The organism is Psychrobacter aquaticus CMS 56 (assembly GCF_000471625.1).
Taxonomy (GTDB): Bacteria; Pseudomonadota; Gammaproteobacteria; order Pseudomonadales; family Moraxellaceae; genus Psychrobacter; species Psychrobacter aquaticus.
This window is the reverse complement of sequence record NZ_AUSW01000034.1, coordinates 324517-346954: the sequence shown is the minus strand read 5'-3', so window position 1 is coordinate 346954 and position 22438 is coordinate 324517. Positions and strand designations below refer to the sequence as shown.

Here is a 22438-nt window from a genome sequence, read left to right as displayed (position 1 = left end):
GAGATAAATATGGTCGATTATCCTAATGTTGATATCGCCAATAAGTGGGCAAGAGCAGTCATCAAAGGCAAAATTGCAGCATGCAAATGGGTAGTTCTGGCTTGCCAACGTCACTTAGACGACCTAAAAGCATCAAAAAAACGTGACTATCCATACAAATTTGATCCAAAAGCAGCCGAAAAGAAGATTCTTTTTGTTGAGTTGCTACCTCATACCAAAGGTGAATGGGCTTTAAAGCGCTTAAAAATCCAGTTAGAGCCATGGCAAAAATTTGGTATCGCGGTCACATTCGGGTGGATGCGTAAAAAAGATGGGTTCAGGCGCTTCCGTGAGTCCTATTGGGAGGTGCCACGTAAGAATGGTAAGTCAGCAATTGCTGCCGGCGTCGCTCTCAATATGTTTGCAAACGATGGCGAGTTTGGTAGCGAGGTTTATTCTGGTGCTACAACTGAGAAGCAGGCATGGGAAGTTTTTAAACCTGCTCGTTTGATGGTATTGCGGTCGCCTGCTTTGGTAGCAGCAACCGGCATACAGATTAACGCGGCCAGTCTTGAAAGACCTGATGACGGTTCTTTGTTCGAGCCAATTATCGGTGATCCACCAGACGGTCAGTCACCACATTGCGCCATCGTCGATGAATACCATGAGCATCCTGATAGTCGTCTCTATGACACGATGCAAACGGGTATGGGTGCGCGTCGCCAACCAATGATGTTTGTCATTACCACAGCGGGTCATAATATTGAAGGCCCTTGCTATGAGCTTCGCAGTCGTGTGCAAGATATGCTGCTTGGCAATGTGCCAGATGATGAATTGTTTGGTTGGATATGGAGCATCGATGACGGGGATGATTGGACGGACCCAAACGTACTGATCAAAGCAAACCCGAATTATGATGTGTCCGTATATGCTGACTTCCTAGCATCGCAGCAAACCAAGGCTATTAATAATGCAAGCCGTCAAAACTCTTTTAAGACCAAGCACCTAAATGTTTGGGTATCTGCAAAATCGGCTTTCTTTAATATGGAACATTGGCGCGCCTGTGCTGATGACAGTTTAAATCTTGATGATTTTTCAACAACACCTTGTGTGATGCCAATTGACTTGGCTTCCAAGATTGATATTGCTGCACGCATCAACTTATTTTATCGCTATGAAGACGATGGGCGACTGCATTACTACTGCATATCGCCATGGTTTTATTTACCAGAAGATACGGTTTATAAGGGCGATGAGAAGCAAGCCATCGAGCGGTACCAGAAGTGGATGAATCAAGGTTTGCTTGAAGTTCATGATGGTGCTGAAAACGACTTGAATGCTATTGCTGATGATCTGGTGGCTGATGCGGGCAACTTCCCATTGACCGAAGTTCCTTATGATGAGTGGGGTGGTTTCCAAGTCGCCGCTACTATTGAAGAGGCGGGTTACGATGCTGTCAAAATACCTAAAACTGTTAAGTCTTTTTCTCCTGCTATGCGTGAATTAGAAGCTGCAATGAAAGGTGGACGGTTTCATCATGATGGCCATCCAGTCTTATCTTGGATGATTGGCAATGTGGTATCGCGTGAGGATGCAAACAACAACGTTTTCCCGCGTAAAGAAACCAAGTACAAAAAGATTGATGGTGCTGTTGCACTGTTAATGGGTATCAGTCGTGCAATGGTGCTGGCTGGTGACAACGGTGCAAATAGCTTAGATAATTTTACAAACAATCCAATTATGGTGGGTTTATGAGAAAGAAAATAGGCCCTATTAGAGCCGCAATATTGGAGTTTATGGGTGTACCGCATCAAATAACAGATTTAACCAGCAGTCAGATACTCAACTTGATGGGTGGTAATAGTACATCAAGTGGAAAGCATGTGACTGTAGACAGCGCATTACAGTTGTCGACGGTATGGGCGTGTACGCGCTTGCTCAGTGAAACAATATCAACGCTACCCATCAAGGTATATCAAAACAATAAGGACGGTAGCCGAACAGTAGCCAAGACTCACCCTTTGCATAAGTTACTTTCGCAAAAGCCGAATGCTGAGTATACACCTAGCCGTTTTATGTTGATGATCATTGCGAGTATCTGCCTATGGGGAAATGCTTATGTTGAAAAGATTTACATTGGTACGCGCTTGGTTTCTCTTGACATTTTATTGCCTCAAACAGTACGTCAAAAGAGATTAGAGAGCGGAGCTCTTGAATACAAAGTTATCAAAAATGGTAAAGAGCGAGTTATATTTGAAGATGCAATGATGCATATTCGTGGCTTTGGTATTGACGGCTTGGCTGGTTTGTCACCAATTGCACAAGGTCGAGAAACCGTTGGTAGCGCAACAGCTGCTGATCAATCTGCAGGTAAGTTTTTTAAAAAGGGCATGCAACCTTCTGGTTTTTTAAGTACTGATATGCAGCTCAAAACTGATCAGCGTGAGCAGATTAGAGACAACGTTACCAAATATGCTTCAAGTGAAAACGCTGGTCGCATCATGGTTCTTGAGTCTGGTATGAAGTATCAGAACATTACGATGAATCCAGAAGCGGCACAGTTGCTACAGACGCGAAGCTTTAATGTTGAAGAGATATGCCGCTTGTTTCGTGTACCGCCATTCATGATTGGCCATATGGATAAGTCATCAAGTTGGGCGTCATCAGTTGATGGTCAATGGCTTCAGTTCTTAACTAATACTTTGCGTCCGATACTAGTCAATATTGAACAAGAGATACGCCGGTGCTTATTAAGTCCTCTTGATGCTGACAATATTACGGTCGAGTTTTCAGTTGAAGGGTTATTAAGAGCGGATAGTGCTGGACGTTCTGCTTACTATAACTCAGCATTAAATAATGGATGGATGAGCCGCAACGAAGTACGACGTCTTGAGAATCTACCGCCTATTGAGGGCGGTGATAAATATACAGTGCAGTCTGCTTTGATTGGGATTGACCAAGTGGGCACAAATTACGGAGCAAAAAATGAACCGACGCAGTCAACTACCTAAGGCGCCAGAACAGAAACATCGTGCACAGGCCCACACAGATGTTACACCCAAAGCGCTTGAGCTGTGGGATGGCACTATTAAAGCCGCGGATACGAGTGAAGACGATAATGTCATCAATATTTTAGATACCATCGGCTATGACTGGTGGACTGATAGCGGTACCACAGCCCAGCGCATTAATGCGGCACTTCGTAGCATAGGGCGTAATAGTGATGTCATCGTCAATATCAATTCACCAGGAGGCGATGTCTTCGAAGGTTTGGCAATTTATAATTTACTACGTGAGCATAAAGGCCGAGTAACTGTCCGAGTTCTTGGAGTGGCTGCTTCAGCAGCCTCGTTCATTGCAATGGCAGCCGATGAGTTGCAGATTGCACGTGCTGGTTTCTTTATGATCCACAACAGTTGGACTATCGCTGGCGGGAACCGTAACGACTTACGCGACATTGCGGACTTCTTAGAGCAAATCGACACTACGATCGCTGATGTTTATCACGTTCGTAGCGGTATTGATGCAGATGAGTTGTCTATTCAAATGGATGCTGAAACATGGATCGGTGGCAAGAAGGCTGTTGAAATGGGATTTGCTGATGGTTATCTCGACTCAGATGTTATTACCAATGACGTAGACAACAAGCACACTTCAAACGCTGTCCGTAAGATTGACCGTATGATGGCCATGCAAGGTATCCCGCGGAGCGAACGCCGTGAATTATTTGCAGAATTAAAACAGGGTACGCCAGACGCTACTCAAAACAGTACGCATGACGCTGCTGACATAAAAAACTTGGTCGAAGATTTGCGCGCTATTGCCGCTAATCCCTACCAGTTGAAAGACTGACCTCAACTCAAACCCAACTTAATTATTACCTCATATTCCACCGTCTGGTGGTTTTTCTGTTTTTGGAGACAGACAATGTCAGATTTAAATATTAAAGCGGAACTTGAAGCTGTCAATAAGCAGCTTAAAATTACCCATGAACAGCTACTACCACAAGCTGAAAAAGCTTTGGAAGAAGCACGTCGACATGGCGAAGTTAGTACAAAAACTAAGAACGCTGCAGATAAAGCATTGACTCTTGCTAACGCATTAGAAGTTAAGCAAAACGCCCTTGAGGCGCAGCTTGGTGATGCTGAGCAGTTGTTCAAGCGTAATGAAAACAACTCTGGTCGTCCATCTGCTAAAACCATTGGACAAACAGTTGCAAGCTTTGAGGGTTTAGCAGAGTTTGCTAAAAATCTACAACATGGCGACAAGTTGCGTATTCCAATACAAGATGCATTAACAACTGCTGATGTGCCTGGTGTTATTGAACCTATGAGATTGCCTGGTATTGATCAGCAGCCTAAACAACGTTTATTCATTCGCGATCTTATCGCACCTGGTACAACCGAGAGCAATGCTTTGTTTTGGGTGCAGCAGACAGGCTTTACTAATGCAGCTGCCATTGTGCCAGAAGGCACTAAGAAGCCTTACAGTGACATTGCGTTTGCAACTAAAATGACGCAAGTTGGCACTATCGCTCATATGTTTAAGGCATCTAAGCAAATTCTTGATGATATGAGTCAGCTCATGTCAACGATTGATGCTGAAATGCGCTTTGGTCTTAAGCAAGAAGAAGAGCGCCAATTGTTATTTGGAAACGGTACCGGTAGTAATTTGACTGGTATCGTGCCACAAGCAACCGCTTTTTCGTCTCCATTCGATCCTGAAGCGCCTGTTACTAATATCGACATCGTTCGCTTGGCAATGTTGCAGGCACGTCTTGCTCGTTTACCAGCAACTGCCACGGTTATGGATTTCTTAGAATGGGCAAAAATTGAACTCACTAAGAATAGCCTTGGTAATTATATTATGGCTAATCCAATGAACCTGGTTGGTAATACGCTATGGAGTTTGCCAGTTGTTGACACAGATGAGCCTGATTTCCGTGGTAAGTTCTTGACTGGCGCATTCGCAAGTGCTGCTCAAATCTTTGACCGTGAAGAAGCAAACGTTATTATCAGTACTGAAAACGATACTGACTTTGAAGACAACATGGTTTCTATCCGTTGCGAAGAGCGCCTTGGCCTAGTCGTCAAGCGTCCTGAGTCGTTCATTTTTGGTGACTTCGCTGCAGCTAAGACTTTGCTGAACGCTTAATCATTTAAAGAAACTTTCTTATTGAAAAAAACAATAAACAAAACTCGTCTAACGGGTTTCGTTTTTTATTAATCCAAAGTTAATTATTTCAGTTAGCTTTGCATTAACAAAAAGGAGTAGTAGCTATGCTTATTCGTACATTGAAATACATGATGGTAGGTCGTACTACCGTCGCAAATGGTAAGACAGTAAAGGTCAATGCTGTAGAAGGCAAAGAACTTGTGGACAAAGGCTATGCTGTCGAGGTTGATAATCTTGATAAAGAAGCTGAAGTTGATGAAAAAAAACCAACTAAAGCTGAATTAGCTAAAGCTGCTAAAGCCGAAAAACAAGCCAAAGCTAAAGCAGATGAAGAAGCAGAAGAGCGTGCGATTGCTGCTGCTGAAGATAAAGATAAAGCGGAAACCGACGGCAAGGCAGATTAATTATGGTGACACTTGAGCAGGTAAAATTTCAATGCCGCATCGAGCATGAAGATGAAGATGCGCTGCTGGCGGGATACATGGCAGCTGCTCGTGATCATATTCAACAACATATTGACCGGACTATTTACGAATTGGCGGTACCAGAAGACGATGAGTATGGTGTGATCGACAATGCTTCTATTGATCAGGCTACCTTACTCATCGTTGGTCACTGGTATGCCCATCGTGAGGCGGTATCTGAATCGTCCATGATTGAAGTGCCAATGGGGGCTAAGGCTCTGCTACAACCTTACCGACGAATGGGAACTTAACAATGACTTGTAAAGGATGCGAGGCACGCCGTGAGTGGATTAAACAAAGAGCCGATGAAGCAAGGGATCGAGCAAAGCGACTTATTGCCAAGCTTAATAAAACTGGTGACCAAGCTGGTCGAACAAAATAGCGTACTAATCCAGCAGTCCAGTGAAAAAGAACAAGTGATATTGCGTTTGATTGAGCAGAATGACGAAATATTAAGCGAGCTCATCGAGCAGCAAGACGACGATGACGAAACAGGGTCTGGCTTTTTAGATATGGATGATTGATATGGCAGTCAATGCAGGCGAGTTAAGACACCGTGTCACTATCCAAAGCTATGTGAAAGGCGGCCGCGATGACGACGGATATGATTTGCCATCCGAGTGGATCGACTACAAAAAGGCATATGCAAAGATCACCCCTCTCTCTACTAAAGACTTGATCAGTGCACAAGCGGCAGACTCTGAAATTACCGCTCGAATGAAAGTGCGATATAGCGCTGGTCTTGATATCGATACGACAATGCGCGTGATTTGGAAGGGTCGACTCTTTGCCATAAGTAGCCAAGGCCTTGATGATAGCGATAGCGGTCTGGAATATACCACGTTTAATCTTTCAGGTGGGGTTGAGCAGTTTAAGGACTAATCATGGCAAACGAAATCACTGGACTTGATGAGGTTCTTGCCAAGATTCGGCAGCTGGGTAAGCCACGCAAAGTTAAAAACGCTGCGACACGCGCATCACGCAAAGCAATGAACATTGTTAAGAAAGACGCTGTGCAAAACGCCAAGGCGCTCGATGACAAACACAGTCCTGAAAAGATTTGGAAAAACATTGTCACTAAGCCTAGTAAAACTAAGGGCGACTTTGTCATGATGAAAGTGGGCGTCAAAGGCGGTGCTAGAAATTACGGTACCAATGCGGACAATAGGCGGGCAGGTCGAATAGGTCGCAGGTATCAAACCCAAGGGGATAAGAAGAACCCCGGTGGTGACACTTTTTACTGGCGTTATTTGGAATATGGGACAGCTACCAACTCAGCCACCCCTTTGTTACGTCCAGCGCTGAATAACAACATAGATGCAGTTCAAGCTGAGTTCAAGCGCTCATTTTTAGAAGAACTGGACAAAGAAATTAGTAAAATGTGAGATAATACAAGGGTTGTATAGCAGAGTAAATATTATGAAAACCTGTACCCGTTGCAAAGAAACGAAATCACTTGAGCATTTCACAAAAGACAAGAATGCAAAAGATGGCTTTGCTATATATTGCAAACCATGCCGTAGCACCATGCGAAAAGAATCATATCCTAGGTATAGAGATAAGGCTGTAGCCAAGTCTAAAGAATACCGCGAAGCGCACCCTGAAAAAGTGGCGTCAGCAAAAAAGCGGTGCTATGAAGCTAAAAAGGATGAATATCTAGCTAAAAGTAAAATGCGTTACATTGAAAATAGAGAGCATACGCTTGAGCAGACGGCAAAATATAGAGCTAAAAATAGAGCTAAAATAAGACAGCGCCATGCTAGGTACTATGCTGAGAATAGAGAGATAATAATAGCCAGACAGGCCGAATATCAAAAACGTGAATCCGAACGGATCAATAAATATTCAAGAGAGTATGTTAAGAAAAGACGAAAAACTGACAAACTTTACGCCTTGCAAACGAATATGCGTGGGCGTTTTAAGTTTGAATTAGCTAAACGTGGTGAAACCAAATGGTTAAAAGTAAATGACTACCTAGGCTGTTCATGGCTTGAGCTTAGAGCGTATCTTGAAGCCCGGTTTACTAATGGCATGAGTTGGGATAATTACGGCGATTGGCACGTTGACCACATTGTGCCACTGGCAATTGCTGAAACTAAAGAGCATTTAATTGAGCTGTGCCATCACACAAACCTGCAGCCATTATGGGAATTTGACAATATATCAAAAGGGGCTAGGCTACCTGATAATATTCCTGAGCACCTAAAACATATCGCTGAGCAGAAAACAGCTTAAAACTTAAAATTAAATCAACGAGCCTTTACTGGAAACAGCAAGGGCTTTTTTAATGGGTGAAATATGAGCTTTTTACCGATATACCGCACACTTAACGCTGATATTGATTTGGCGGCGCTCATTAATGTCGAGAGTAAAGTGTTTGAAGATATTGCGCCACATGACACATCACCGCCATACATCGTCTGGCAAACCATATCAGGACAAGCAAACAATCATTTGGATGAGCCCGCAAATTTTGACGACACGCAGTATCAATTGATGGTTTATGCAACAGATGCAAAGACCGCTTATATTTTACGCGATGCTTGTCGAGCAGCGCTCGAAAAAGAATCTTGGATATCAAATCCATCTATCAGTCTATATGACAGCAAAGCAAAACTTTATGGTCGTGGATTCGATGCAAATTGGATCCTAGAGCGTTAAGAAAACCCACTACTCACAGGAATAGTATTATGGCTAAGATTAAAAAAGGCGTACTGGCGCAAGGCACGAATGTTTGGATTAAACACGGTGAAGATAGTGCGGCGATACTGACTAAGATGGTTTGTATTACTGGTATTGTGCTGGGCGATGACAGTCCAACAGATATCCCTGACACTTGCTTAGAGGAAGAGGATTCAGCAACGTCTACTTATGGGCTGAATACACCGGGCGAAGGATCTATTACGATTAATACTGATCCTGAAAACGCCACTCATATTACTTTGCTGCAGCTTGCTGATGACCGTGAAGGCGTAGAAGTATTCGTTGGTTGGGCTGACGGTAAGATTAGCCCAGAGATTGAGGCTTTGACCGGTGTGGTAACGCTGCCAGAAGGTCGGACTTGGACATCATTTACGGCCCTGCTAAAAAATAGCGCACCAACTTTCGACCCTGATTCACTGGTTAAAAATACTGTATCGATGAAGCGTCAGTCTCGAGCTATCACGGCATACAAGACTGTCACGCCATAAGCCTAAAGCGCTGACAAAATAAACGAACGATGAGCCCCTTAATTGGGGCTTAACTATTTTTAGAGGATTGTAAAGATGGCCAAGTTAAATCTAGCCGATATTAAGTCAGGTAGCCTTGTCTCGCAAGTACGCGATGAAACCGTGGAATTTTTCCACAACGGCGAAGAGTGCAGTGTTGATGTGCGCATCAAGCAGCTACCATTTTTTGAAACTGAGACATTACTGAAGCGTATGCACGATCAAGAAAGCGTAGCTAGTGAGTGGATCAGTAAAGCCTTAGTAGACGACAACGACAAAGTGATGTTTACCAAAAAACAGATAGAAGAAAATTTTGTGCAAGCACTGGCGTCTGCAGTTTTTGATAAAGTGTGGGGCACTGAGAATATAAAAAAGGCGATGCAAGCCAAGAGCAAAAAGGCTTCATAGCAGGTGAAAACGAATTGCTTTTTGAGCTTGCGCTGTCAGGTATCGGCGGAAATACCATTCATCAAGTTAAATCAAATCTGACCATGCTAGAGATTAACCAATGGGCTGAGTATCGCGATATACGTGGCAGTCTAAACATTGGTAGGCGTGTTGAGCAAGCAGCCGCCAATATCATTGCAATGAACATTAACAAAGAGCTTAAATTTGAGGACTGGGTAGAGCCCCTTGAGTTTATGCCGCATGAAGATGATGTTGAGATTGGTTTTGAGGAGCAGTTGACGGATTAAATAATATTGCTAGAGTGTTTCCAATCGGTTATAGTTGACCTTTATTTAACTGTGGCGAACTGTATTATGAAAAAGATACTATTTACATCAATTGTAACGGCTGGCTTTTTGTCTGCCTGCGCGACACCTGCCTACAATTACAAACCCGAAATCAAAGAGATAAGCAAGCCCCCAATCGGACAGGTGACTACTGCGAGCCTTGGCAGTCATATGCTGACGCAGGGAATGATGGTTCAACAAGATGCTATCTATATAGATGACTACTACAATATGTCTGGTAATAAAGTATCACCAGGCTACTTTGCGAAACAAGGTGAAGATGAAAAGTATGAGCAGTATAAAATCTCTAAGGATGTTGACGCTGGCGACGTTACGAAAGGCCTGCTAAAAGACCCACCTGCTTTGTTGGCTATTAGAAAAGAGGACAAAGCTCTTTGCGTCATGACAATTTATAACTATGTCAGCAGTTGTACTACAGACGTTCCGTACCAAAAGACTAATTGGGCGATTGCTAATAAAAACAGCTTTCAACAGACACTACTCTATAACGGCAAGGTAGGTAATAAGATAAATATTGGCTATCGTGAATTTAGCAGCGATACAGCAAGACCGGCTTTTAATAATGATGTTGAATACGACTTATCACAGTCCAAGGAAATTGGGTACAAAGGCGCTTTGATAGATGTCATCGATGCCGACAATAAGCAAATTAAATATAAAGTCACCAAAGGCTTCGATAAATAAAATATGATGATTGAAAATAAACCCACTTGCCAAGGTGGGTTTTTTCATACATAATCATAAACGAGGCGTCGAAACCTCCAATCAAGAAGCGCAATCCACAAGCGTAATCGTGGCTTTTTTATGCCTATGCAAAAGGCAAACTCTCATAATAGCTATCTGTGTCGTTGTGATAAACCACATGTTTCTATGTCGAGAGGGTGGCAGCCATACAATACCTTTCGTGGGGAAAACTGCCCGCCGTTCTTCTTGACGGTTTCGAACCTCTCGGCGCCCTTTATTGGGCAAATTCGAAGAAACAAGAAGGAGTTCATCATGAACGCACTAACCTTTAACGGCACTACTCTTACCACAATTAATAAAGATGACCAAGTTTGGCTGACTTCCAGTGACTTGGCGGCTGCGCTTGGGTATGTAGATTATAAAAGTGTCAACAGAATATTCAGTCGTAACAAAGATGAGTTCGGTACAAATATGACAAAAACTATCGAGGGGGTCAATTTGACCACCTCGTCGAAAACAAAGGGCTTGACGGTAAAAACACGCATATTTTCACTTCGTGGTTGTCATCTGCTCGCTATGTTTGCCCGTACTGATATCGCCAAAGCTTTTAGAGTCTGGGTGCTGGATATATTGGAGCGTGAAGTAAAGACTACATCACATCAACGCACGCCGCTTAGGAAAGCATGTGATCGTCTTGCAGTAGGCAATATGCTTATCAGTGATGCTTATAAGATAGTGACCAGTCATTACAACGTTGAGCACATCGACCAGATACCAGAGTCGAAGCTGCCTGAAGCGGTCGCCTTTGTTTATGATGTGATACTGGCACGGCAGGCAAGCAATGCCAATAACTCAAAGTATATTAACGATATGCACGCTATCGGTAGTCAAAGAGTTGAAGAAACCCGCCACGCTATCGGTGTGATAAAAAAAGCACTGGCATCATTGGATTGCGGTATAGAAGTCATACGCCAGCACAACGAACACCAGTTTAGTGTGTTTGAGAGCTTGAAAAGTGAAACTGCGAGAGAAGTAAGATAATCTAACAAACTAAAAATACTTTAAGAAACCTCAGTCAGCAATGATTGGGGTTTTTTATTATCCGAATTTTACGTTTTAGGGGTTGGCCAATGTTTTCTACCTTGGTTGCCAGCCCCTTCCTATCTCAAGGTAGAAGTCATGAGAGTAGAAACTTATGAGTTATCCAATCAGTATTAGTTTTCATGAAGACCAATTGTCTGTTATCAATCACGAAGGTGAGCCTTACATACCCATGCGCCCAATTGTTGAAAACATGGGGCTGGCTTGGCAGTCACAGCACGAGAAGCTTAAAAGTCGTTTTAGCACCTGCGTCACGGAAATCGTGATGCAGATAGATGGGGATGTTCAGCGACGTGCTTATACTTGTTTGCCGCTACGCAAGCTATTCGGTTGGTTGATGACTATCAGTCCAAACAAGGTTAAACCAGAGATTAAAGATAAGATCATACGCTATCAGAATGAGTGTGATGATGTACTTTGGCAATACTGGACTGGCAAACATCAAAGAATGCAAGATGAGCTTAATAGTGTGCTTATGCAAGAAAATATCTCACAGGCTAAAGGTTCATTTCACGGCAAAGGGCTAAACAGTCGCAAGCAAGAGAAACAGACCAATGAGCGAGCCATAATTTACTTACAAACATTGATACAGCCCCAACTAACGAATTTTGAAAAGCCGCTTATTAATTAAAGCGGCTTTTTTATACCCAAAGCAAAACCCCTAAAGGCAGCAACCTTTAGGGGTTTTTATATTAACCCTTGCGTAATAAGGATTAACAATGAAATTACCGTTTAATTTTAACACATCTAAAACCGACTTAAAAGTAGGAGGCGGTATGAGTCAGAAAGGTGCAGATATAGCAGGAATTATTCTTGCATCGTCAGGGCTTATTGTGGCTCTGGCAGTTGCTGCGGCACTAATTATATTGGCAATTGCTCAATTGAATAGAGCATAAATTGCTGAATTCCGCATTTGAAATGCGTAACCCTGATATTGAAGGGTTAGATTTGAAATCCGACCCTTTGAAATAAATTATTAAATTCAGTGTTTTAAATGCGGAAATATACCACCCAAAATAAGGATTTACCGTCATGGCCTCAACATCACTTGGCACATTAACACTAGATTTGGCAGTACGGCTGAGTGAGTTTACCGACGGCCTAACGCAAGCTGAACGCCAAGCGCGTGATAGTACAAACAATATTAATAGTTCAGTTACTGAAAATCTTGGCAAAGCGGCATTGGCTTTTGGAGCGATGGCAGCAACAGGTGTCGCGGCCGCGGCTGGCGCGTTGATATCATTTACGATGGAATCCGCCAAGGCTGACGCGCAACTAAGTATTATGGCCAATACAGCCAATACAAGCTTAAAAAACTTTCAAGTCTTAAGTTATGCCGCTGCTGGGCTAGGCGTTGAACAAGACGCCCTCGCAGGGATATTGGGCGATGTGCAAGAGAAGTTGGGTGAGTTTAGTGCAACAGGTGGTGGTGGTGCAGCCGATTTCTTTGAAGCCTTACAAAACAATACCAAGATGACAGACGAAGAAATTCGCAACCTTGGCAAGACACTTCAAGGTAAAGACGGCGCAGAGGCCATTCAATTGGTCAAAGATAAAATGGACGCGCTTGGCGCAACATCGCAAGAGCAGCGATTTGTCTTTGAAAGCTTGGCGGGTGACTTGGGTAACTTGATGCCCTTGTTTGCTGATGGCGGCGACATACTAAACAAGTACGGCGTAGAGCTAGAGGCAGCAGGGGTTATTAAGACCGAAGCTGCTATCGAGCAATCAAGAAGATTGACAGCACAAACGCAAGCGGTATCAACTCAATTTGACGGCTTTAAAACACAGCTAGCAGTGCAGATGATGCCAGTATTGAATAATTTAATGGGTTATTTTGTTGAAGGCAAGACTAAAGGTGGTCAGTTTGGCACAACAATGGAGTCTGTGGGTATTATTGCTAAGACGGTAGCGGCTGGCATTGTAGGTGTTGCAGGCGGCATAAAGATTATAATTAGATTGGTTCAAGCATTCGGAGAGCAGGTCGCTAATATCGGCATAACTACAAGTAACTTTTTTGATGCTGAGGGTTTGGTCGCTAAGGCGAGAGTGTTAAAACAAGGCGCTATTGATTATGTGAAGATAGGTGCAAACCTAGGTGGCGACATAATTAGTGAAGTCAAAAATATGCTGACAGCCACTAGCGGTATGTTTGAGTCAAGCACAAAGCCCTTAAATGGTCTGGCTGGTGCATTATATGCAACTAGCGCCGCAACACAGCAGTACACAAGCGGATTAGAAACAAATACGGTTGAGCATGACGCTAACACTAAAGCTATAGAAGCTAGGGAGAAAGCGCTAGCTAAAGCTCAAAAGACAGCGGGCACGGTCAAGCTCGCACCGAACGCAAAGGCACTGGCTAATGCTGAGAAGTACGACTTTGCAGGTTACGAGGCTCAGTACGGCTTACCACAGGGATTGATGACCGGCATACACATGCAGGAATCACACGGCAATACACAAGCAAAAGGACCGGTAACCAAGTATGGCAGAGCGAAAGGCGGCTTTCAGCTTATCGATGCCACCGCTGAGCGTTTTAAGGTGGATAACGCCTACAATATGGAGCAAGCAACAGAGGGTGCTGCTAAGTACTTAAGCTGGCTTTATAAGCGGTTCGACCACGACTTAACCAAAACGATTGCAGCTTACAACACGGGCGAGGGTAATGTAGATAAAAACCCAATGTCCTTAATTCTATCTGACCGCTGGGCTAGAAATAAGAAAACGGGTATCGGTCAGACTAAAGAGTACACCAAAAACGTACTTGCCTACATGAAGTCAGCCACGACCGATACAAGCAAATTAGTTTACGACACCGTGACCAAGCAAGCGCAAGAAGCTCAAAAACTTCAAGAAGAAACCCTAAAGCGTCAAGGTTCGATACAAGTTAAGTACGCTACGGAGCGCGAAAAGATAGACCTTGAGCACACCAATAATATGCTTGAGATTGATGCTTTATATGCTAAAGACTCCGCTGACCACATCAAGTATTCAAACGCAGAAAAAGGGCGTTACGATGAGAAGCGCACAGCAAAAGCAAAATCAATACTTGAAAGTTATATGCAAGATGAGGAAAAGTTGACATACGCGCATAATAAAGAGATTGAGCGCATTAATACTGAGTTTGTTGAAGGTGACCCAACAAGACAGATGCTTATTGACTTGCAAAACGGTGCTTATCAAGAGGATTTAGAGAACTTTAGATGGGCAGCTGGTGCAAAAGCTCGTGAGCAAGACAAGATGTACCAGTCAATTGCTAACAGCATGAAGGCTAACGGCTTGGCGTCTGCTAGCAATGGCTTGGATAGCATGGCACAGCGCACTATGTCGGCAGAGGGTTATGCAGGCTGGCGGTTTGGTCAAGACAAAGACGAATCTTACAAATCGGTTAATGATAATTACAGCAACCGCCAGAAAGATATTAACGCTAAAGATGAGCGTGGCAAAGATTACCTCCTACCAGAACTTGAACGTTTTGAATTACTGGAACTCGCTAAGCAAGAACACATGGACAACATGTGGGCGATGGATCAAGAATACGCGCTTAAACAGCAAACGCTTGATGAGCAGCAATCCGCACAACGCGTCGCTATCCAAGAAAATGCTTTTAGTGCTATGACAAGCGTAGCCGGCATGTTTTTCGGTGAAAATTCAAAGATGCATCACGCTGCGTTTGCCATGGAAAAGGCATTTGCTGTACAAAAAGCATTAATGACAGTGAAAACGACTTACTCAAACACCTTTGATGCGTTATCTGCTATTCCTTTGATCGGACCTTATATCGCTATGCCGGGCGCGGTGGCGGCATCAGCGATACAGATAGCTCAAGCTGCTGGTATTGGCGGTATGGCAGCGCCATCTGTTGCCGGTATCGCCCACGGCGGTTTGGACAATGTGCCAGAGGAAGCAACTTACTTGCTGCAAAAAGATGAGCGTGTGCTGTCCCCTAAGCAAAACAAAGACCTCGTTAAGTTTATGTCTGAAGGTCAAAAGTCTAGCGCCGGCAACATCACCATCAACAACAACTCAAGTGCTCAAGTCACCGCCACAAGAGGTCCTAATGGTGAAGTAACGGTCGACATGGTGGACAAAATGATTGAAAAATCATTCCGCCGTATTGGCCGCGCCAACTCGATCGAAAGCAAAAGTGTCAGGCGCGGTACCACAGCAAAGGTGAATCGTTCATGAATAGTTTTGCATTGCGCCCGCTTCAGCGCGGCTATACACCTGAAGTGGCTAACAACCTGTTAGAACAAGCATTAATGGGTGGCTTTGCCCGTCAGCGCGTCCAGTTTGTCAATAATACACACACTGTCAACCCATCAGTCATGCTCGATGATAAAAGAAAGCAGCAATACTTTTGGGTATTTTGGGATAGCTATCAAGAAAATCCGCGTCCATTTCTTTGGCGTTTGATTGTTGGGGAGACTGAACTTACTACCTACGTTTGCCAGTTTATCGCTGGCTCGTTAAGCGTTGGTGAGCGCGATGGCAAAGTGTACAGCGTGTCATTTGGTTTGCGCTTAAAACCAAATCATACAAGCAGGGAGTTTGATCAATTGATTCTTGATGCTTGGAACGACGGCGACCCTTCAAGACTGAATAACTTAGTTGAAAAGTTGGTCAATGAAGACATGCCAGATGCAAGGGAGGATATTCAATGGTAACAATTGATGATATCACCGATCTGCATCTTGATAGCTCTCCTAGCATCGCATTGCTTGAAACACTAGAAGTTAGCCATAGCTTATGGCCGATACCCATTCGTATCGTAACCAACCATGCTGATGGCATTGAAGCCATGCTCGAGACTGGTGAGACTGTATATTTTGAGTTTGCGCCACTACTTATTAATAACGGTACTACCTCTGACGATCTTGATCAGAGTCTTAATATCACCCTAGGTGACCTGGGTGAAATTGTACCACCGTTGATCAAGCAAATCAGAGCGTCAGACAACGATGAATATCCGCAAGTCATTTATCGCGCTTATGCTTTTGACACCTCATCAATGACGTTTGCTAAAGATAAGCCCATCGATATCAAGAAAGGCTTGTTTGTTGAGCAGATGAGTCGTGATCATCAGGCAACGACGTTTGACGCAAAGACGCCAGACAAGAACACAGTCAAAACAGGCAGACCGTACTCGCCCGATTATTACACCGACTTAAAAGGGCTGCTGGCATGAAAAGCATTGATACTTTACTTGGCCGTAAGTTTGACCGTGATAGTTATCATTGCATCCATTTTTTGATCGAGGCTGGTAAGCATCTGTTTGACTACGATTTCAGCCATTGCTTTTTAGGGTTGACCGGCTCTTTGAATGCCGAACTTAGTCCGTCCAAGGCTGCCATGGAGCAGGGTACTTTAGTTGCTAAACCTAGTGATGGGACCATCGTGCTGATGATGACCTTAGATAACCGCCACCATGTCGGATTGTACTATTGTGGCCGCGTTTTGCATTTATCTGAAATTGGTTCACGCTTTGAGGTTATGCGTAGCATGAAGCGACAATATAAAAAGGTGCGTTTTTATGACGTTAAAGATTTTTCATAATCAGCTTGATGCGAGTGAATGTACTGAGCATAGCTTTACTTGCTTATTAACTGAATGGATGAGAGTACGTGAGCAATACCCAGCAGCACGTTTATATAAAGATAGTATCTGTGTGCAGAATGATGTGACGCCAAAGACTAAGATAGACGCTTGGGCTCTCAAAGATGTAACTGGTGACTATTATGTGCTATGCCATGCACGCGATCCTGTCACTATGGGGATCATTGCTGCTGTCATATCGATTGGTACCGCTGTTTATACTTATATGAACATGCCTGACATGAGTACGCCGCAAGATGTAGCAGGGTCACCAAATAATAGTCTCGCTCAGCGTCAAAACAAACATCGTGTCAATGAGCGTGTGCCTGATATATACGGGAGGCGCAAATCTTTACCGGATGGTATCGCGCCATTTTACCGCTACTATAAAGATAACATTCAGGTGGAGGAGTGCTTGCTCTGTTTTGGTACTGGATCATTTGCAATAGATGAGAATAGTATCAAAGAAGGTGAGACGCCTATCAGCACGATTGAAGGCGCATCAATCAGTATCTACGAGCCGAATCAGTCGCTTATCGATCCTAATCCGCAAATCAAAATAGGCGCAGCGTTTGATACGCTACCACTAGTTACCAAGCAAGTATCTTCAATTGACGGCAAACAAACACTACGCTCACCTAATAGCGGTTATTTAGAATATCGAGGCGTCGTCTTTACTTCGCCAAATACGATACAAGTTCAAGCGGACCAGGGTACGATCGCTAATCTACAATGGGATAACAATGGCAGCTTTATTAGCTTGCTTAAACCCAAGATTGCTCAATTCACCAGCGAGTTTCAGTCGGGCGAAAGGATTATTATTGCCAATGCAGTGTACGGAACGGTTGCTGACAGCGTGATATCTGGCAATACCAATATCGATATTACTGATGGTGTACTGACCATCGCCGCAAAACAAAGCATATCCAACCCGAATGATTATAAAAAAATCCGTATTACATCACTGTTGGTCAGCGACGAAAGTGGCGGTAGTTTGAATTTGGCAGGTGAGTACGTTGTCGATAGTATTGTTAAGTCTGGTAGTGACAACGCATACGTCTATGAGCTGACGCTGGCCACTGGCTACAAAGATATTAACCCAAGCTTTTATATGCTGACGGCAAACACGACGGGCGTTACGTCAGGGGTATTGACAGATCATGAGAATAACGTGGACTTATCGGGCGAATACACCGTATCAAGCGTCACCGATACAAATCTTACGCTAGTTAATCCGGCTGCTGTGAATAGCGACTGGAATAAATTAGGCACTTTAACTCAATCTCAAATAGTTGATTTTCTCTCTAAAACAGTGACCTTTGCGAGCTCAAAAAATAACTTTATTGGCTGGTACTATGCGGGCAGTAAAGATAGCACTGGCTTTATCCTGAACTATCTAGCGCAAAACGGTATATATCAGGGCGATGAGGCACAGCAGGTGGCAATCGAAGTTGAGTATCAGATGGTTGTAGACGGTATCCCAACCGGTCCGATACTTAAGTATGGTGACGTTATGAGCGGTATTGCTAACAACCGCAACCCCATAGGATTAACTATTAAAAGAGATCTGCCTAGCACTGGTCCGTTTAGATTTAGAACGAAGCGCTCTAACGACAATGGCAATGACTCCAGCCTAATTGACGATGTAATTTTCGAAAGCGCATATAGCTGCTACGAGACGAAGCGCTCAGTCTACGAATACGATACTGTCGCGCGTCTGCGTCGTATGGCGATTGGGTCGGGCACTAATGCCAGTGAGCTAAACGCAGTCGTCCACCGCAAGCTAGATACGCCTAACGGCTTTTTACCGACGAGCGATTTTGCTGACATATCAATTGCGATGGCGATTGATACTTATATTGGCCGAATGGATGAATCCGAAGTTGATATCGAGTCTTTTTATGACTTGAGTGATGAGATGGCCGTTTATTTTGGCACTAACAAAGCATGCGAGTTTAATTACACGTTTGATGACAAGCACAGTAGTTATCAAGAGATGATATTTGCAGTCGCTGAAGCAGTGTTTTGTACTGCACGCAGAGAGGGCGGTTTGCATTATTTTAATTTCGAGCGTGAGACGGCTAATAGCTTAGCTTTGTTTAACCATCGCAATGTTGTACCGGAGAGCATGACAGTTACTGAGTTTTTTGGAATCCAAGATAATTATGATGGTGTTGAACTTAAATGGCGTGATCCTGACGATAATTATGGTGAAGCGATTATTAGGTTGCCCGATGATCTGCGTACCAATTATAAGACTATAGATAGCCAAGGCGTGACCAATTACGCACAAGCGCACTTCTTGGCGCACCGGGCATGGAATAAGCTTAGGTATAACCGTAAAGCCATTGAGTTTACCGCCTATGGGGAAGGCGACTTGGTGACACGGATGGATAGAATTGCAGTTGTTGACTCGACGGTGCCAATACTATGTAGCGGGCAAGTAGACCTCCAAGAGAATACGATATTGACTTTAGACTATCCAGCGATTTTGGACGAAAACAAAAGTTACGTCATACATCTGCAGCTTAAAAACAGGACTGTTGATGTTATTGAGATTATCGGGCAGATTGGTCATGATCAAATTGAGCTGGCACGAATACCAATGATGCCGCTGGTAACGGCTGGTGTGACTCATGCAGTATTCAATATCACTGAAGCGACGGACGTTGAAGCCGATGCATACTTGATTGGTGAAAAGTCTGGTCAAGGGCTTTTTGAATCATCTATAAATGCCATGGCTTATGATCAGCGCTATTACTCAAACGACAAAGATCACATAAACGGCTTGATAGCCTAAATTCATTTAAACCAACGCCCTCACTTAGAGGGCTTTTTTTGGAGCTTAGAAAATGGCTATAGAAAATGATGTAAGCAGTATCGTGCAAGAAGTGATTGACGCACGCGTTGATATGCAATCGTTTGAAGAATTTATGAACGCTGCTACTGATGTACTTATTACTAGACGATTGGCTGCTGATGTTAATAGTTTGCAGCACTACTTAGACTATCTAAACGCCATTAAACTTGTTTTTACGCAAGATGCGGGCGATGTAGTGGTTGGTGATAAAACAGTCCAAAGCATATCGCAACTGATTGCCGACTCAATGATTAAGATTGAAAACAGTGGTGGGCGTTTAGCGTACAAAACAGAAGCGTTGATGATTGCGGCTCAATCAAGCATTAATCCGCAGTCGGTTATCGAGATAACAAACGATACCGCTGCAAAAAATGGGGTTTATATTTATGATGGGGTGGCATTTACTAAGTCTGTCTATGACCCTATTGCATCAGCTAATGCTTATACAGATAATAAATTACTTAAAAAAGCAGAAGTTTTTATTACTAAAAACGATATGCTATTAAGCCCAATAGCTGTTGGTTCTATCGGTAGGGTTCTTAATGATAGCGTTTCAGAAGATAACGGATATTATGAACGTATAGCTGAAAACTCAAATGTAGGCGAGGAAATTACTTTAACTAGTATGTCATCTCGTGTTGTTGATACAAATAAGTGGACAACTGCTCGTTCAACCTTTGCGGCTGTTAGTGGTCAAGGGGTTATTACACTAACTGGTGCAGCAAAAGATGGTTTTGCACGTCATACCATTTATCCAGGAGCAAACAGTAAAGTATTAATGAAGGCTCGTGTCAAAGTTGATGCTGGTTGTCAATATATCTGGATTGGACATTCAGGTAGTGGTTATGTGGAAAGTTATGTAATAATTAATAATCCTGTTGCTGATACTTGGATTGATATTAGTGACATCAGAACATCCAATGGCGATGGCACTAACTATTTCAGTCTGATTTTTGGTTATGCTGATGCTGCTACAGCAACTGGCAAAAAGATGACAGTAGATTTTGCCTCTTCTATTAATTTGACTGCCTTATTTCCTGATGGTATTCCATCTAAAGAAAAATTAGATACTGTAATACCTAAAACTCCAGCACCTTATATTGTAAATACTAATGATTTATATGACAATCGTACTTTTTTAGATTGGAACAAAATTGCACAAATTGGTGCTGGTTCAGACGAAGATATTGTTCTTGAACAAAACACATCTTTAAGTCCTATTACCAGTACAGCTAATTGGATAAAAGAACGTGCAACATTAACAGTAGTTAATAGTAAAGCTGTCCTAACATTAGATGGTACTGCTGTAGATGGTTTTGCTAAACATACTTATTATACAGCAGCAGATGGCAACCAAATACTTATCAAAGCTCGTGTAAAAGTAGATAGTGCAGGATGTAAACGGATCCTAATTGGTAACTCTTCTGGCGGATATAATATAGTCAATACACCCGCTGCAAATACTTGGATTGATTTCAGTGAGGTTAGACTACCTAAAAGTGGTAATTTTTTAGAGATATTTATTATCCATGAATATGCAACTCCTGAAATAGCATACGGTAAAGAATTAACAGTAGATTATATTGTAGCTATTGATTTAACCACAGAGTTCCCTGCTGGTGTACCGTCTGCTAGTGTATTGGAAAAAATACTTCCTAAGACAGCACCACCTTATAATATTGGGTTTAAAGAGTTAGCTCTCTATACTTTGTCTATGACAGACGTAACAGGTATTCCTAGTATTGGTGTTGTTAATCCCGATAATGTATTTGAAGCAGGTCTAGACCCTGATAATGGGTTAGATATTGTTAAAACATCGCATGGTATAGAATTGTTTAGTCAAATGTATCCAGCAGATGCTCCGTTAAAAATATCAAACTATGCTCGAAAAACAGGGTATAACTATCCTGAGCGCATTATGGATATGACCTGCGATATCTATAGGGAAGCTTACGGTATGCAGATGAGTATGAACCTAAACAGACCTAATTACCCTGTCACAACTATGCCTGTGAAAGACCATGTTGATAAGAACAGTCTTACTGTTGAGTGGGGTATTGAAGGTTGGTCTATTCATGTATGTCCTCCTCATACGGCTTACGGAAACCGTGCATGGATGAACTTTAAAGTTGGTGGAGGTCGTGCTCGTAGTGATTATAAATCAAGCACACCCGAAGGAGGTAAAGTCCAATTTTTCATCCCTCAGTGGATTGAACGTAGTGGAGGTCGTCCAGGTTCAGGTTGGACAGAAGCCAGCGCTGATGCAGATCATGATGCAACCGTACCTACAATAACTCATATAAATGGTTCTGTAGAGTTCCCTACACCAGAACATATGAACATTGGTTATGGTGATACTAATAAATCTATATGGGATAGGTATGTTAGTCATAGAGGTAAAATCTCTGTTCCTCAGCCAGCTCAAAGTGGTGACTCAATACACTCGCAAGTCTATTCCGTTGTGTCAGGAGTTGATGATACAGGCGAGGGAATACTAAAAGATGTTGCTAAGGTTCAATTCGTCTATACTGATGATGACACAGACTTTGAAGCTAAAATCGTGTTTAGTGTCAAAAACAAGGCAGGTATTTGGGTTGAGAAGTTAGTGCTTTAATA

General features: G+C 43.1%; 24 protein-coding genes. All 24 read left to right on the top strand.

Annotated elements, in window-relative coordinates:
• Positions 1-9 precede the first annotated feature (9 nt).
• The 24 genes from M917_RS11035 to M917_RS10925 all read left to right on the top strand — a co-directional run bounded on the left by M917_RS11035 (position 10) and on the right by M917_RS10925 (position 22436).
• Positions 10-1734 (top strand): terminase large subunit, encoded by a 1725-nt coding sequence (locus tag M917_RS11035; protein WP_021814930.1) that lies wholly within the window; start codon positions 10-12, stop codon positions 1732-1734.
• Positions 1731-2990 (top strand): phage portal protein, encoded by a 1260-nt coding sequence (locus tag M917_RS11030; RefSeq protein ID WP_021814929.1) that lies wholly within the window; start codon positions 1731-1733, stop codon positions 2988-2990. The genes M917_RS11035 and M917_RS11030 overlap by 4 nt, the downstream gene beginning before the upstream one ends.
• Positions 2965-3831 carry a head maturation protease, ClpP-related gene (locus tag M917_RS11025; RefSeq protein WP_021814928.1) on the top strand — a complete coding sequence of 289 codons (867 nt, stop codon included), beginning with the start codon at positions 2965-2967 and terminating at the stop codon, positions 3829-3831. The genes M917_RS11030 and M917_RS11025 overlap by 26 nt, the downstream gene beginning before the upstream one ends.
• Before the next feature lie 75 nt (positions 3832-3906).
• A complete protein-coding gene (locus M917_RS11020; protein WP_021814927.1) occupies positions 3907-5133 on the top strand; it encodes a phage major capsid protein in 1227 nt (408 codons plus the stop codon).
• Between the two features lie 125 nt (positions 5134-5258).
• Positions 5259-5558 carry a hypothetical protein gene (locus tag M917_RS11015; protein ID WP_021814926.1) on the top strand — a complete coding sequence of 100 codons (300 nt, stop codon included), beginning with the start codon at positions 5259-5261 and terminating at the stop codon, positions 5556-5558.
• Between the two features lie 2 nt (positions 5559-5560).
• Positions 5561-5869 (top strand): head-tail connector protein, encoded by a 309-nt coding sequence (locus tag M917_RS11010; protein ID WP_021814925.1) that lies wholly within the window; start codon positions 5561-5563, stop codon positions 5867-5869.
• 30 nt (positions 5870-5899) lie between these two features.
• Complete coding sequence (locus M917_RS11005) at positions 5900-6142, top strand: hypothetical protein (RefSeq protein WP_040642631.1); 243 nt, start codon at positions 5900-5902, stop codon at positions 6140-6142.
• A gap of 1 nt (position 6143) precedes the next feature.
• Entirely contained in the window at positions 6144-6500 is a 357-nt protein-coding gene (locus M917_RS11000; protein WP_021814923.1) for a phage head closure protein, read from the top strand.
• 2 nt (positions 6501-6502) lie between these two features.
• Entirely contained in the window at positions 6503-7003 is a 501-nt protein-coding gene (locus tag M917_RS10995; RefSeq protein ID WP_021814922.1) for an HK97-gp10 family putative phage morphogenesis protein, read from the top strand.
• Between the two features lie 34 nt (positions 7004-7037).
• A complete protein-coding gene (locus M917_RS13750) occupies positions 7038-7853 on the top strand; it encodes a hypothetical protein (RefSeq protein WP_021814921.1) in 816 nt (271 codons plus the stop codon).
• A gap of 63 nt (positions 7854-7916) precedes the next feature.
• Complete coding sequence (locus M917_RS10985; RefSeq protein WP_021814920.1) at positions 7917-8279, top strand: DUF3168 domain-containing protein; 363 nt, start codon at positions 7917-7919, stop codon at positions 8277-8279.
• Positions 8280-8308: 29 nt separating this feature from the next.
• The gene (locus tag M917_RS10980) at positions 8309-8809 is read left to right on the top strand and encodes a phage tail tube protein (protein ID WP_021814919.1); all 501 of its coding nucleotides are present in this window, start codon (positions 8309-8311) and stop codon (positions 8807-8809) included.
• Positions 8810-8884: 75 nt separating this feature from the next.
• The gene (locus tag M917_RS10975; RefSeq protein WP_021814918.1) at positions 8885-9235 is read left to right on the top strand and encodes a phage tail assembly chaperone family protein, TAC; all 351 of its coding nucleotides are present in this window, start codon (positions 8885-8887) and stop codon (positions 9233-9235) included.
• 14 nt (positions 9236-9249) lie between these two features.
• Positions 9250-9522 carry a hypothetical protein gene (locus M917_RS10970; protein ID WP_021814917.1) on the top strand — a complete coding sequence of 91 codons (273 nt, stop codon included), beginning with the start codon at positions 9250-9252 and terminating at the stop codon, positions 9520-9522.
• A 66-nt stretch (positions 9523-9588) separates the two neighbouring features.
• Complete coding sequence (locus M917_RS10965; protein WP_021814916.1) at positions 9589-10266, top strand: hypothetical protein; 678 nt, start codon at positions 9589-9591, stop codon at positions 10264-10266.
• 312 nt (positions 10267-10578) lie between these two features.
• Entirely contained in the window at positions 10579-11307 is a 729-nt protein-coding gene (locus M917_RS10960; protein ID WP_021814915.1) for a BRO-N domain-containing protein, read from the top strand.
• 154 nt (positions 11308-11461) lie between these two features.
• Complete coding sequence (locus M917_RS10955) at positions 11462-11998, top strand: phage antirepressor N-terminal domain-containing protein (RefSeq protein ID WP_021814914.1); 537 nt, start codon at positions 11462-11464, stop codon at positions 11996-11998.
• 88 nt (positions 11999-12086) lie between these two features.
• Positions 12087-12263 (top strand): hypothetical protein, encoded by a 177-nt coding sequence (locus tag M917_RS14330; RefSeq protein ID WP_021814913.1) that lies wholly within the window; start codon positions 12087-12089, stop codon positions 12261-12263.
• 136 nt (positions 12264-12399) lie between these two features.
• On the top strand, positions 12400-15555 hold the full coding sequence (locus tag M917_RS13745; RefSeq protein WP_021814912.1) for a lytic transglycosylase domain-containing protein: 3156 nt from the start codon (positions 12400-12402) through the stop codon (positions 15553-15555).
• Positions 15552-16034, top strand: coding sequence for a hypothetical protein (locus M917_RS10945; protein ID WP_021814911.1), 483 nt, complete (start codon positions 15552-15554; stop codon positions 16032-16034). Before M917_RS13745 ends, M917_RS10945 begins: the two co-directional genes overlap by 4 nt.
• Positions 16028-16555 (top strand): DUF1833 family protein, encoded by a 528-nt coding sequence (locus M917_RS10940; RefSeq protein WP_021814910.1) that lies wholly within the window; start codon positions 16028-16030, stop codon positions 16553-16555. The genes M917_RS10945 and M917_RS10940 overlap by 7 nt, the downstream gene beginning before the upstream one ends.
• On the top strand, positions 16552-16923 hold the full coding sequence (locus M917_RS10935; protein WP_040642627.1) for a hypothetical protein: 372 nt from the start codon (positions 16552-16554) through the stop codon (positions 16921-16923). The genes M917_RS10940 and M917_RS10935 overlap by 4 nt, the downstream gene beginning before the upstream one ends.
• Positions 16901-19762 carry a host specificity factor TipJ family phage tail protein gene (locus M917_RS10930; RefSeq protein WP_021814908.1) on the top strand — a complete coding sequence of 954 codons (2862 nt, stop codon included), beginning with the start codon at positions 16901-16903 and terminating at the stop codon, positions 19760-19762. The genes M917_RS10935 and M917_RS10930 overlap by 23 nt, the downstream gene beginning before the upstream one ends.
• Positions 19763-19814: 52 nt before the next feature.
• Positions 19815-22436: a hypothetical protein gene (locus tag M917_RS10925; RefSeq protein WP_021814907.1), complete on the top strand. Its 2622-nt coding sequence runs from the start codon at positions 19815-19817 to the stop codon at positions 22434-22436.
• Positions 22437-22438 lie beyond the last annotated feature (2 nt).